Genomic DNA, 11500 nt, shown 5'->3' on the forward strand with positions numbered 1-11500 from the left:
CCCGCGCAAGACCCCGAGGTGCCCTACGGGAGGTCGACGGTGAAGAGCCGGTCCAGCACCGGCGCGTAGATCGCCACCACGTCGTCGGCGGCCAGCGAGGCGACCGGCTCGATCCGGAGCAGGTAGCGCACCAGGATCAGCCCGAGGATCTGGCTGGCGGCCAGCGGCATCCGACGGGCCGGCTCGTCCAGGCCGAGCAGCTCGCCCACCGGCTGGAGCACCACGGGGAGGAAGCCCTCGGTGACCAGCCGGGCGCCGCCGGGCTCGAGGAGGCGGCGGACCACCGCGAGCAGCCCGGGCTGCAGCGCGGGGTCGTCCCACACCCGCAGGAAGGCGCGCAGGACCCGCTCCCCTGGGCCGGTGGCCGGGTCGCTGTTCGCGATCCCCTCGGCGATCGCCGCCCGCGGGTCCACCGGCAGGTCGAGCGCAGCCACGAACAGGTCGTCCTTGGAGCCGAAGTAGTGGTGCACCAGGGCGGGATCGACGGCGGCGTCGAGCGCGACGGCGCGGATCGTCGTACCGGAGAAGCCGGCGTCGGCGAACCGCCGCCGGGCGGCCGCGAGGATCGCGGCGCGGGTGTCGGGACTGCCCCGCCGCCGGCCGCGGGCGGGCGCGGTCACGCCGGATCCGCGTCGGGACCGGCCGGTACGCCGCTGAGGTGCTCCACGGCGAACTCCAGCGACTCCCTCAGGTCGGCCTCGCGCTCCTCGCGCGTGGTGCACCGCCGGGTGTTGATCTCCAGCACGACCTCGCCGGCGAAGCCGGTGCGCGCCAGGTGCTGCAGGAACGCCGCGGCGCCCACCTCGCCACGGCCCGGCACGAGGTGCTCGTCCTTGGCGGAGTCGGTGCCGTCGGTGAGGTGCACGTGGCGGAGCCGGTCGCCGAGGCGCTGCGCCATCGCGATCGGGTCCGACTGCGCGATGGCGGCGTGGGACAGGTCGATGGTGGTGTTGGCGTAGGGCTCGTCGGAGGGATCCCAGCCGGGCAGGTACATCTCGAGGTAGCGCCGCGAGGAGGCGCGCCACGGATACATGTTCTCGACGGCGAAGGCGATGCCGGTCGACTCCTCGAGCGCGGCGATGCCGTTGAGGAAGTCGCGGGCGTACTCCTTCTGCCAGCGGAACGGCGGGTGCACCACGACCACCTCGGCACCCACCGCGAGCGCCATCTCCGCGGAGCGCTCGAGCTTGCCCCACGGCTCCAGGCCCCACACCCGCTGGGTGAACAGCAGGGTGGGCGCGTGGACGGCGCTGACCGGCACCGCGTGGTGGTCCATCAGCTCGCGGACGGCGTCGGTCTGCTGGGAGAGGGCGTCGATGCCGACCATCACCTCGACGGCCTCGTAGCCGAGGCTGGCGGCGTAGCCGAAGGCGTGCGCCGTCGACTCGGGATAGACCGAGCTGGTGGAGAGGCCGATCCGGGGCCGGCCGGCAGCGGGATCGGCGCTCACGGCTCGTCGAGGAAGCCGAGCTTGTCGATCCGCTCCAGGATCACGCCCTCGCGCAGCGCCCAGGGGCAGATCTCCAGCTCGGAGAGGTCGAAGATGTCCATGCACGCCTCCGCGACCAGCGCGCCCGGCACGATCTGGTGGGCACGGCTCGCCGAGACGCCCGGCAGCGCGGCGAGCTCCTCGGGAGCCATCTGCACCAGCTTGGGTATCCAGCGCCGCAGCTCGTCGAGCGGGAGCACCCGAGGCGTCAGCGGCCCGTGGTCGGACGGCGCTGCGCCGCAGATCCGGGCCAGCGAGCGGAAGGTCTTCGAGGTGGCGGCCGCACGGTGGGTGGTGCCCGCACGCAGCAGGTGGCCGGCGTCGCGGGCGATCTCGGCGCGGATCCGCCGGCGGACCTGGCGCAGCCGCTCGTCGTCGGGCTGCTCGGCGAACTCCTGGCGCGCCAGCCGGGCCGCACCCAGCGGCAGCGACCACGCGACGTCGGGCCGCTCGTCGGTGCCGGCCGCGATCTCCAGCGAGCCGCCACCGATGTCGAAGACCGCGAGCCGCCCCGCGGACCAGCCGAACCAGCGTCGTACGGCGAGGAAGGTGAGGCGGGCCTCGTCCTCACCGGGCAGCACCTCGATCCGCACCCCGGTCCGGTCCTCGACGTGGGCCAGGACGGCCTCGGCGTTGCCGGAGTCGCGCACCGCCGAGGTCGCGAAGCACAGCATCTCCTCGCAGCCCTTCTCCTCGGCGACCCGCACGGCCTGCGAGGTGAACGCCGTCAGCGCGTCGACGCCGGTCTGCGAGACGTGTCCGTCGGCATCGAGGTGCTCGGCGAGGCGGAGCGGCTCCTTGTAGGAGTAGGCGGGGAGCGGGGCCGCCCCGCTGTGGGCGTCCACCACCAGGAGGTGACCGGTGTTCGAACCGATGTCGAGCACGCCCAGCCGCATGGGTCCACGGTACTAGCAGCGATGCGACCGGGCGCCGTGGCTCAACTACCATGGGGCCGGTGCCCGAGGTCCCGCTCGACTTCCCCCGCGCCTGGGTGGAGTTCGCCAATCCCGCCGACGACAGCGAGGTGCTGCGGTGCGACCTGACGTGGCTGACGTCGTCGTTCACCTGCGTCTTCGGCAGCGGCTGCGCCGGCATCTACGCCGACGCCCCTGACGTCGGCTGCTGCACCCTCGGCGCGCACTTCGCCGACAAGGACGACGAGCGGCGGGTCGAGGCGTTCGTCGAGCAGCTCACGCCGGCGCACTGGCAGGCCCACCCCGGCCGGCCGGTGCGCCGCAAGGACTGGGTGGAGAAGGACGAGGACGGCGAGCGGAAGACCCGGATGCACGTGGTCGACGGCCAGCGCTCGTGCGTCTTCGCCAACCGCAACGACTTCGCCGCCGGCGCGGGGTGCGCGCTGCACGCCCTCGCGGTCGAGCAGGGGCGCAACCCGCTGGAGACCAAGCCGGACGTGTGCTGGCAGCTGCCGATCCGTCGTACCTTCCGCGAGGTGGAGCGGATGGACGGCACCAGCTACACCGAGGTCTGCATCACCGAGTACGACCGCCGCGGCTGGGGGCCCGGCGGGCACGACCTGGACTGGTACTGCTCGGGCAACACCGAGGCGCACGTGGCGGTGGAGCCCGTCTACGTCACCAACGCCGCCGAGCTGGTAGCACTGATGGGACAGGCGGCGTACGACGAGCTGGTGCGCCACTGCGAGGCGCACCTGCGCTCGCGCAGCGCCCTGGCGCTGCATCCGGCCGACCCGCGCTGACCCCCCTCGACCGGACCGGCGGTCGTCCGGTCCGAGTCTCGACGTCAAGAGACCGGGACCCCGGCGCAGGGGCGGCGGGCGGGCGGGTCGAGAATGTCGACATGCGCCTGGACCACCTCTCCTACGCCGCGGGGCCGGACGGCCTCGAGAGCACCGCAGCCCGGCTGGGTGCCGCGATCGGGCGCGAGTTCCTCGACGGCGGGGTGCACCCCCGCTTCGGCACTCGCAACATGGTCCTGCCCCTGGCGGACCGGACCTACCTCGAGGTCGTGGAGGTGCTCGACCACCCCGCCTCCGACAAGGCGCCGTTCGGCCAGGCCGTCCGCGCGCGCTCCGCGCTCGGCGGCGGCTGGCTGGGCTGGGTCGTGGCCGTCCCGGACATCAGCGTGGTCGAGCAGCGGCTCGGGCGCGAGGCGGCGCTCGGCAGCCGGCACCGCCCCGACGGCACCAAGCTGCTGTGGAAGCAGATCGGCGTCAACGGCCTGATCGCCGACCCGCAGCTGCCGTTCTTCATCGAGTGGGACATCCCCGACGAGCTACACCCCTCGGCCGGCGGTGACGGCTCGGTGTCGCTCGCCGGGATCGAGATCGCCGGCGACCCCCGCCGGGTCAGCGAGTGGCTCGGCGAGACCGTCGAGGCGCCGCTCGAGGACGTCAAGGTCGAGTGGGTGGCGCCGCACGGCACCCCGGGCATCCTCGCCGCGCAGGTCCAGACGCCCCGCGGCATCGTCCGGATCTGAGGCCGGTCGCCGGGGCGATCCCCAGCCCCAACATCTGGAAGCACACCGCCACCTACGAGCTGGAGAACCGCGCCGCCGACCCCGACGGGCGGCTCTGGGAGGCGATGACGCGGCGGGCGTCGTGGGACCGACGCGTGGTGCTCGACCTGGGCTGCGGCTCGGGCTTCCACCTCCCGCGCTTCGCCGAGTCCGCCGCGCGCGTGGTCGGCGTGGAGCCGCACCCGGGGCTCCAACGCCTGGCCGCCCGCCGCTGCCGAGCCCTGCCGAACGTCGAGGTGCTGCTCGGCACCGCCCAGGCGGTGCCGCTCCCCGACGCGTCCGTGGACGTCGTGCACGCCCGGTGGGCCTACTTCTTCGGCCCGGGCTGCGAGCCCGGGCTCGCCGAGCTGGAGCGGGTCGTCCGCCGCGGCGGCACCGCGATGGTGATCGACAACGACGGCTCCCGCTCCACCTTCGGCGCCTGGTTCCGCCGCGGCTTCCCCCACCTCCCCCCGCCTGCCGAGATCGAGCGGTTCTTCACGATGCGCGGCTGGACCCTCGACCGCGTCGACATGGGCTGGCGCTTCGCCACCCGCGCCGACCTCGAGGCCGTGGTGCGCATCGAGCTCCCCACCGACACCGCTGAGGAGATCCTCCGCCACCACCCCGGCCTCGAGGTCGACTACGCCGTCAACCTCTGGACCCGCTCCTTCTGACCCCACGAGGTGGGAGGTTCCGGCGCGCGAGGTGGGAGGGTTCGGCGCGCGAGGTGGCAGGTTTCGGCGCACGAGGTGGGAGGTTCCGGCGCACGAGGTGGGAGGGTTCGGCGCGCGAAGTGGGAGGGTTCGGCGCACGAGGTGGGAGGGTTCGGCGCGCGAAGTGGGAGGGTTCGGCGCACGAGGTGGGAGGTTTCGGCGCACGAGGTGGCAGGCTCCGGCGCACGAGGTGGCGGGCTACGGCGCGGTCGACGCGCGTACGGCGAGCGTCGGCTCCAGGAGCACCCCGCGGGCGTCGTACGGGCGGGGGCCGAGGATGCCCGCGAGCGCGCGCACCAGCTCGACCGCGACGTCCTCCAGCGGCTGTCGCACCGACGTGAGCCCCGGCGGCACCACCTGGGCGACCTGGCTGTCGTCGAAGCCGGCGACGGCCACGTCGCGGCCGGCGCGCAGCCCGCGGTCGGCGAGAGCGTGCAGCACTCCCACGGCGAGGGTGTCGGAGGCGCACGCGAACGCCGACGGTCGTACGACGTCCAGGAGGGACGCCGCCGCCTCCCGACCCGCGCGCACGGTGTCGTCGACGGCAGCCTCCAGGCCGGTGACCGGCAGGCCGTGTGCGCCCATCGCCCGGCGCCAACCCGCACGCCGGTCCTCGCCGATCCGCGACCCCGGCTGCCAACCGATCCACGCGATCCGCGTGTGTCCGAGGGCGACCAGGTGCTCGACGGCGAGCTGTACGCCGGCCGATCCGTCGACGTCGACCCACGGATGCGTGGCACCCGGGTCGTCCCACGGCCGGCCGAAGGCGACGAACGGCGCGCCGCGTGCGGCGAGGCCGACGGCCTGCGGGTTGCCCAGGTAGGTGTCGGTCACCACGAAGGCGTCGACGGACGTGGAGCGGAGGAGGTCGTCGTACCCGGCCATGGGGTCGGGCGCCTCGCCCGGGTCCAGGCCGGGGCCGGCGAACAGCAGCACGTGGTAGCCGGCCCGGTGCGAGGCCTCGACGAGCGCGCGGACGAAACGGTCCATCGCCGTGTTGGCCGTGAACTCCTGCGCCGGCGAGAGGCGCAGCCCGACAAGTCTGGACGAGCGCGTGCGCAGGTGGCGGGCCGCCTGGTTGGGCGTGTAGCCGAGCTCGTCGATCACGGCCTGCACACGGGCGAGCGTGCTGGGACGGAGCAGGTCGGGATTGTTGATCGCGTTGGAGACCGTCTGCCGCGACACCCCGGCACGCTCGGCGACGTCGGCGAGCGTCGGCGGCAGACGAGGGTCCTCCACCGCTCGATCCTCGCACCTCGTACGCCGGAACCCGCCACCTCGCGCGCCGAAACCCGCCACCTCGCGCGCCGAAACCCGCCACCTCGCGCGCCGAAACCCGCCACCTCGCGCGCCGGAACCTGCCACCTCGCGTGGCGGACGGGGCTGTGTCGGTCGGGTGGCCTACGGTCGGGGCATGGCCGGTTCGAAGACACGTTCGAGTTATCGCTGCTCCGAGTGCGGGTGGAGCACGGCGAAGTGGGCGGGGCGCTGCGGGGAGTGCCAGGCGTGGGGGTCGGTGGCGGAGGTGGCGGCCGCCGCGGCGGCCACGCCCAGCGGGCGCACCACCGCGGCCCCGGTCACCGCGCCGGCGGTGCCGATCGGGCAGGTCTCCGCGGACCAGGCGGTGCACTCACCCTCCGGCGTGCCCGAGCTCGACCGAGTGCTCGGCGGCGGGCTGGTGCCGGGAGCCGCCGTGCTGCTGGCCGGCGAGCCGGGCGTCGGCAAGTCCACGATGCTGCTCGAGGTCGCCGCGCGCACCGCCCAGCGCGCACAGCGCACGCTCTACGTCACCGGCGAGGAGTCGGCCGCACAGGTCCGGCTGCGCGCCGACCGCACCAGCGCCGTGCACGACGAGCTCTTCCTCGCCGCCGAGACCGACCTCGGCGCCGTCCTCACCCACATCGAGCAGACCCGACCCGCGCTCGTCGTCGTCGACTCGGTGCAGACCATCGGCGCCTCCGGCGTCGACGGCGTGCCCGGCGGGGTGACCCAGGTCAAGGAGGTCGCCCAGGCCCTGGTCCGGGTGGCGAAGACCCGCGACATCACCGTCGTGATGATCGGCCACGTCACCAAGGACGGCTCGATCGCCGGCCCGCGGGTGCTCGAGCACCTCGTCGACGTCGTGCTGCACTTCGAGGGCGACCGCGACTCCCGGTTCCGGATGCTTCGCGCGGTCAAGAACCGCTTCGGCCCGGTCGACGAGGTGGGCTGCTTCGACCTGGGCCCCGACGGCATCACGGCGGTCGAGGACCCGACCGGCATCTTCGTGGAGCGCCACCACGGCCGGGTCCCCGGCACCTGCGTCGCGGTGACGATGGAGGGGCGCCGTCCGCTGCTGGCCGAGGTGCAGTCGCTGGTCACGATGTCGCCCACCGAGCGGCCCCGGCGCACCACCTCCGGCCTCGACGGCTCGCGGCTGGCGATGGTGCTCGCGGTCCTGCAGCAGCACTGCGGCGTCCGGCTCCACCAGCACGACGTCTTCGCCTCGACGGTCGGCGGCGCGCGGCTGACCGACCCGGGCAGCGACCTGGCGGTGGCCGTGGCGCTGGCCTCGGCGACGTTCGTGAGCCCGCCGCCCGCAGGGGTGGTGGCGATGGGCGAGATCGGGCTGTCCGGCGAGCTGCGCCGCGTCCGCGACCTCCCCCTGCGGCTCGCGGAGGCGGCGCGGCTGGGCTTCGCGATGGCCGTGGTGCCCGCCGATCCCGGCACCGCCCAGGGCGTACGCCGCAGCAGCAGCGACCGGACGGTCGACGGCATGCGGGTGGTCGAGGCCCCCGACGTGGCCACCGCCCTCCGGCTGCTCCACCTCGACCGCCGCACCAAGCACGCGCTGGAGGTGGTGGACGGCGCCGACGAGGGCTGAGGCGGGCGATCGGGGAAACGGCGGTGTGGGCTGTCCGGGTCACGGATAGGGTACGACCGACCGGCGCCGCCGGTCGGCGACGAGGACCAGCAGGGAGAGTGCCGTGGTGACCGACGGGAACGCCGATCCCCGGCTCCGCGAGACGCTCGCGTCCATCGCGCCCGGCACGTCGCTGCGCGACGGCCTGGAGCGCATCCTCCGCGGCCGCACGGGCGCGCTGATCGTGCTCGGCCACGACAAGCTCGTGGAGAGCCTGTGCACGGGCGGCTTCGAGCTCGACGTACCGTTCACCGCCACCGGCCTGCGCGAGCTGGCCAAGATGGACGGCGCGATCATCGTCGACAGCGCGCTCACCCGGATCATCCGCGCCGCGGTGCACCTGATGCCCGACCAGAGCATCCCCTCCGACGAGACCGGCACCCGCCACCGCACGGCCGACCGGGTCGCCAAGCAGACCGGTCACCCGGTGATCTCGGTGTCGCAGTCGATGCAGATCATCGCCGCGTACGTCGGCGACACCCGCCACGTGCTGGAGGACTCCGGCCAGATCCTCTCCCGCGCCAACCAGGCGCTCGCGACGCTCGAGCGCTACAAGCTGCGGCTCGACGAGGTCTCCAGCACGCTGTCCGCCCTGGAGATCGAGGACCTGGTCACCGTCCGCGACGTCGCCGTCGTGGCCCAGCGGCTGGAGATGGTGACCCGGATCGCCCGCGAGATCGAGGACTACGTGCTCGAGCTCGGCACCGACGGTCGGCTGCTCGCGCTCCAGCTCGAGGAGCTGATCACGGGCGTGGACACCGAGCGCGAGCTGGTGATCCGCGACTACGTGCCGTCCCGCCGCCGCAGCCGCGACCCCAACGAGCAGCTGGTCAAGCTCGAGGGCCTCTCCGCGACCGACCTGGTCGACCCCGCGTCGGTGGCCAAGGTGCTCGGCATCGGCGGCGGCGAGCACCTCGACGGCGCGGTCGCGCCGCGCGGCTACCGGCTGCTGACGAAGGTCCCCCGCCTGCCCGCGACGGTCATCGAGGGGCTGGTCGACCACTTCGGCACCCTGCAGAAGCTGCTTTCGGCGGGCATCGACGACCTCCAGGCCGTCGAGGGCGTGGGCGAGCTCCGCGCGCGCAGCGTCCGGGAGGGCCTCAGCCGGCTGGCGGAGTCGACGATCCTCGAGCGCTACGTCTGAGCGCTCAGCGCGACTTCCTGGCCTTGCCCCGCTTGCCCTTCGGCGTGGCCTCGATCGTCCTCGGCGCCGGCGACGCGAGCGAGAAGTCGGTCTCCACCGGCTCACCGCCGAGCGCGGCGGCCGCGATGGTGTAGTCCCCGGGAAGGACCCACTCGGTGGCGCGGCGGCAGCCCTCCGCGGACTCCCGGGCGTTCCAGCTCAGCCGCACCACGGTCGGCACGGCCCGCCGTACGACGACGGACTCGGTGGGCACGGCCTTGCGGCAGTGCTGGGTGGTCCAGAGGGCACCGGAGGGACGGGCGATCCGCACGGTGATCGTGTCGGGCGCGACCTTCCACGTGCACGCCTCGGCCGCGATGGTCTGCAGCGACAGCGCGATGGCCACGTCGCGGCCCGCGACGGCCGACTCGTCGACGCTGGGCGTGACCCGCACGTCGGCGGCCTCGCAGGTGCCCTCGGGCGCCGCGAGCGTCGGCGTGGGACGCGCCGTCCGCTTGCGCTTCCCCCGGGCCTGTCCGCTCGGCGCCGTCGGGCCCGCGGTCGCCCGGCCGGCACTGGCGTCCCCGGTGGCCGCGCCGGTGGCGGCACCGGTCACCGGCACCTCGGCACCCGCCTGCTCCGCGGTGGGCGTCTCGGTCGACCTGCCGTCGCTGCCGCCGGTCAGCCAGGTGGCGGTGAGGAACACCAGGGCCCCGGCCAGACCGAGCACGAAGATCCGCCGGCGCCAGTACACCGAGGCGGGCAGCCGACGCGACGGCCGCCGCGCCGGACCGCCCCCGGCGCTGCTCGGACGAGGCGGGGTGGACATGGCGCAGACGGTAGCCAGTGGGCGGCGCGGAACGCCGCTGCCCCGCCGAGGTCGCGGGAGATCACCCCGCGGGCGACGGCCACCGGGTGTGGCAGCGACAATGGGGCCGATGTCGACGAGCGCTGCGGACCGGCCGGTCGTGCCGGCCCCGCCCGGTGAGCTGGTGGAGCCGATCCTCCGCTGGTACGACGAGCACGCCCGCGACCTGCCGTGGCGCCGCCCCGAGGCGTCCGCCTGGTCGGTGCTGGTCAGCGAGTTCATGCTGCAGCAGACCCCCGTCGCCCGGGTGCTCCCTGTGCACGAGCAGTGGCTCGCCCGCTGGCCCACCCCCGCGGCGCTCGCCGCCGAGACACCCGGCGAGGCGGTCCGCGCCTGGGGACGGCTCGGCTATCCACGCCGTGCCCTCCGGCTGCACGCGGCGGCGGTGGCGGTCACCGCCGAGCACGGCGGCCGGGTGCCGGCGTCGTACGACGCACTCCGGGCTCTCCCCGGCGTCGGCGACTACACCGCGGCCGCCGTCGCGGCGTTCGCCCACGGACAGCGGCAGGTCGTGCTGGACACCAACGTCCGGCGGGTGCTCGCACGGACGGTCGCCGGCGTGGAGTTCCCACCCCGGTCGGTGACCAGGGCGGAGCGCGACCTCGGCGCCGCGCTGCTGCCGCACGACCCGCCCACCGCCGCCACCTGGTCGGTCGCCGTGATGGAGCTCGGCGCGCTGGTCTGCACGGCCGACCGGCCTCGGTGCGCGGCCTGCCCGGTGCGCGACGCCTGCGCCTGGCAGCGGGCGGGCGCACCGGCCCACGCCGGCCCGCCGCGGCCGGTCCAGGCCTACGCCGGCACCGACCGGCAGTGCCGCGGCCGGCTGCTGGCCGTGCTGCGCGACGCTCCCGGAGCCGTCAGCCGGGCGCGGCTGGACCAGGCGTGGGACGAGCCGGTGCAGCGCGAGCGGGCCCTGGCGTCCCTGGTGGCCGACGGGCTGGCCGTGGTCGACGACGCCGGGCGCTACGCGCTCCCCTGACACAGCGCCGTCGGAGGGCTGAGCCGTGGAGATCCAGGTCGACCGCCGGGAGCGGCTGCGGTTCGCCGACGGGTCGCCGGTCCGCGCCGCGTCGGCGGTGGCCCCGTTCGGCGACGGGGTGCTCGTGCTGCAGGACGACGGCACCCACGGAGCGTGGTTGCGCGCGGGATCCACGACCCCGGTGCGGCTGCTGCCGCCGGTCGCCGGCCTGGACACCTTCGCGGAGGCGGCCGGCACCAAGCACCTCAAGCCGGACTTCGAGGCGGCGTGCGCGGTCGACGTGGACGGCGCCGCGGGTGTCCTGGCGCTGGGCTCCGGCTCCTCGTCCGCGCGGACCCGGTGGTGCCTCGCCCGCCTCGCCAATGACACGGTGCGGACCACGGTGGTCGACGCGGCGCCGGTCTATGCCGACGTGGCCGCCGCCCTCGGCGTCCCCGACGACGTGCTCAACCTGGAGGGCTGCTGCGTGGTCGGCGACGCCCTGCGCTGGTTCCACCGCGGCCTGCCCTCGGCCGGCCTGCCGTCCGGCAGCGTCGACCTCGACCTGGCGACCGTCGTCGACGTGGCCCTGCGCCGCGCGCCGACCGAGGCCGTGACGGTGCGTGCCCGCCGGAAGTACCGGCTGGGCGAGGTGCGGGGCGTGGGCCTCGGCATCACCGACGCCGTCGCCCTGCCCGACGGCACGGTCGTGGTCAGCGCGGCCGCCGAGGACACGCCCAACCCTCGTGACGACGGCCCGGTCGTCGGGTCGGCGCTGGTGCGCATCGACGGCGAGGACGTCGTCGACGCGGCGGCGCTTCCCCCGGTCGCCGGCGCGGTGGCCAAGGTCGAGGGCCTGACCCGGCTGGCGTCGTACGACGGCGGCGTCGGGCTGCTGGCCGTGGTCGACGCCGACGACCCGGCCGCCGCGTCGCTGGCCCTGCACCTACGCGTGCGCCTCTGAGACCA

General features: G+C 74.9%; 12 protein-coding genes. 7 read left to right on the forward strand and 5 right to left on the reverse strand.

Annotated elements, in window-relative coordinates; translation table 11 throughout:
• Nucleotides 1-23 precede the first annotated feature (23 nt).
• Genes ACPOLA_RS10575 through ACPOLA_RS10585 form a run of 3 tightly spaced genes read right to left on the reverse strand, consistent with a single transcriptional unit; the run spans nt 24 to nt 2385 of the window.
• A complete protein-coding gene (locus ACPOLA_RS10575; protein WP_435770388.1) occupies nt 24-620 on the reverse strand; it encodes a TetR/AcrR family transcriptional regulator in 597 nt (198 codons plus the stop codon).
• On the reverse strand, nt 617-1450 hold the full coding sequence (locus ACPOLA_RS10580) for a sugar phosphate isomerase/epimerase family protein (RefSeq protein WP_435770389.1): 834 nt from the start codon (nt 1448-1450) through the stop codon (nt 617-619). The genes ACPOLA_RS10575 and ACPOLA_RS10580 overlap by 4 nt, the downstream gene beginning before the upstream one ends.
• Entirely contained in the window at nt 1447-2385 is a 939-nt protein-coding gene (locus ACPOLA_RS10585) for a Ppx/GppA family phosphatase (protein WP_435770390.1), read from the reverse strand. Before ACPOLA_RS10585 ends, ACPOLA_RS10580 begins: the two co-directional genes overlap by 4 nt.
• Nucleotides 2386-2444: 59 nt before the next feature.
• On the opposite strand from ACPOLA_RS10585, the gene ACPOLA_RS10590 reads away from it, so the two are divergent.
• From ACPOLA_RS10590 to ACPOLA_RS10600, 3 genes are all read left to right on the forward strand, one after another.
• Nucleotides 2445-3206 carry a DUF3109 family protein gene (locus ACPOLA_RS10590; protein WP_435770391.1) on the forward strand — a complete coding sequence of 254 codons (762 nt, stop codon included), beginning with the start codon at nt 2445-2447 and terminating at the stop codon, nt 3204-3206.
• A gap of 101 nt (nt 3207-3307) precedes the next feature.
• On the forward strand, nt 3308-3946 hold the full coding sequence (locus tag ACPOLA_RS10595; protein ID WP_435770392.1) for a VOC family protein: 639 nt from the start codon (nt 3308-3310) through the stop codon (nt 3944-3946).
• 59 nt (nt 3947-4005) lie between these two features.
• Nucleotides 4006-4641: a class I SAM-dependent methyltransferase gene (locus tag ACPOLA_RS10600; protein WP_435770466.1), complete on the forward strand. Its 636-nt coding sequence runs from the start codon at nt 4006-4008 to the stop codon at nt 4639-4641.
• Nucleotides 4642-4878: 237 nt separating this feature from the next.
• On the opposite strand, the gene ACPOLA_RS10605 is transcribed toward ACPOLA_RS10600, so the two are convergent.
• Nucleotides 4879-5919, reverse strand: coding sequence for a LacI family DNA-binding transcriptional regulator (locus ACPOLA_RS10605; RefSeq protein WP_435770393.1), 1041 nt, complete (start codon nt 5917-5919; stop codon nt 4879-4881).
• 175 nt (nt 5920-6094) lie between these two features.
• On the opposite strand from ACPOLA_RS10605, the gene radA reads away from it, so the two are divergent.
• Entirely contained in the window at nt 6095-7543 is a 1449-nt protein-coding gene (gene radA, locus ACPOLA_RS10610; protein ID WP_435770394.1) for a DNA repair protein RadA, read from the forward strand.
• Nucleotides 7544-7649: 106 nt separating this feature from the next.
• Nucleotides 7650-8726 carry a DNA integrity scanning diadenylate cyclase DisA gene (gene disA / locus ACPOLA_RS10615; RefSeq protein WP_435770395.1) on the forward strand — a complete coding sequence of 359 codons (1077 nt, stop codon included), beginning with the start codon at nt 7650-7652 and terminating at the stop codon, nt 8724-8726.
• Nucleotides 8727-8730: 4 nt separating this feature from the next.
• Here the strand turns inward: disA and ACPOLA_RS10620 are convergent, their stop codons facing one another.
• Complete coding sequence (locus ACPOLA_RS10620) at nt 8731-9534, reverse strand: hypothetical protein (RefSeq protein WP_435770396.1); 804 nt, start codon at nt 9532-9534, stop codon at nt 8731-8733.
• Nucleotides 9535-9643: 109 nt separating this feature from the next.
• On the opposite strand from ACPOLA_RS10620, the gene ACPOLA_RS10625 reads away from it, so the two are divergent.
• Both ACPOLA_RS10625 and ACPOLA_RS10630 read left to right on the forward strand, forming a co-directional pair.
• On the forward strand, nt 9644-10552 hold the full coding sequence (locus tag ACPOLA_RS10625) for an HhH-GPD family protein (RefSeq protein ID WP_435770397.1): 909 nt from the start codon (nt 9644-9646) through the stop codon (nt 10550-10552).
• 25 nt (nt 10553-10577) lie between these two features.
• Nucleotides 10578-11495, forward strand: a complete 918-nt coding sequence (locus ACPOLA_RS10630; protein WP_435770398.1) for a DUF6910 family protein — start codon at nt 10578-10580, stop codon at nt 11493-11495.
• The last annotated feature ends 5 nt before the right edge of the window (nt 11496-11500 follow it).

Source organism: Nocardioides proteolyticus (assembly GCF_051280635.3).
Classification (GTDB): Bacteria; Actinomycetota; Actinomycetes; order Propionibacteriales; family Nocardioidaceae; genus Nocardioides.

Excerpts from the sequence above, each read along its gene's own strand:
- ACPOLA_RS10620 (WP_435770396.1), bottom strand. The coding sequence starts at position 9,534 with ATGTCCACCCCGCCTCGTCCGAGCAGCGCCGGGGGCGGTCCGGCGCGG.
- ACPOLA_RS10625 (WP_435770397.1), top strand. The coding sequence starts at position 9,644 with ATGTCGACGAGCGCTGCGGACCGGCCGGTCGTGCCGGCCCCGCCCGGT.
- radA (WP_435770394.1), top strand. The coding sequence starts at position 6,095 with ATGGCCGGTTCGAAGACACGTTCGAGTTATCGCTGCTCCGAGTGCGGG.
- ACPOLA_RS10585 (WP_435770390.1), bottom strand. The coding sequence starts at position 2,385 with ATGCGGCTGGGCGTGCTCGACATCGGTTCGAACACCGGTCACCTCCTG.
- ACPOLA_RS10595 (WP_435770392.1), top strand. The coding sequence starts at position 3,308 with ATGCGCCTGGACCACCTCTCCTACGCCGCGGGGCCGGACGGCCTCGAG.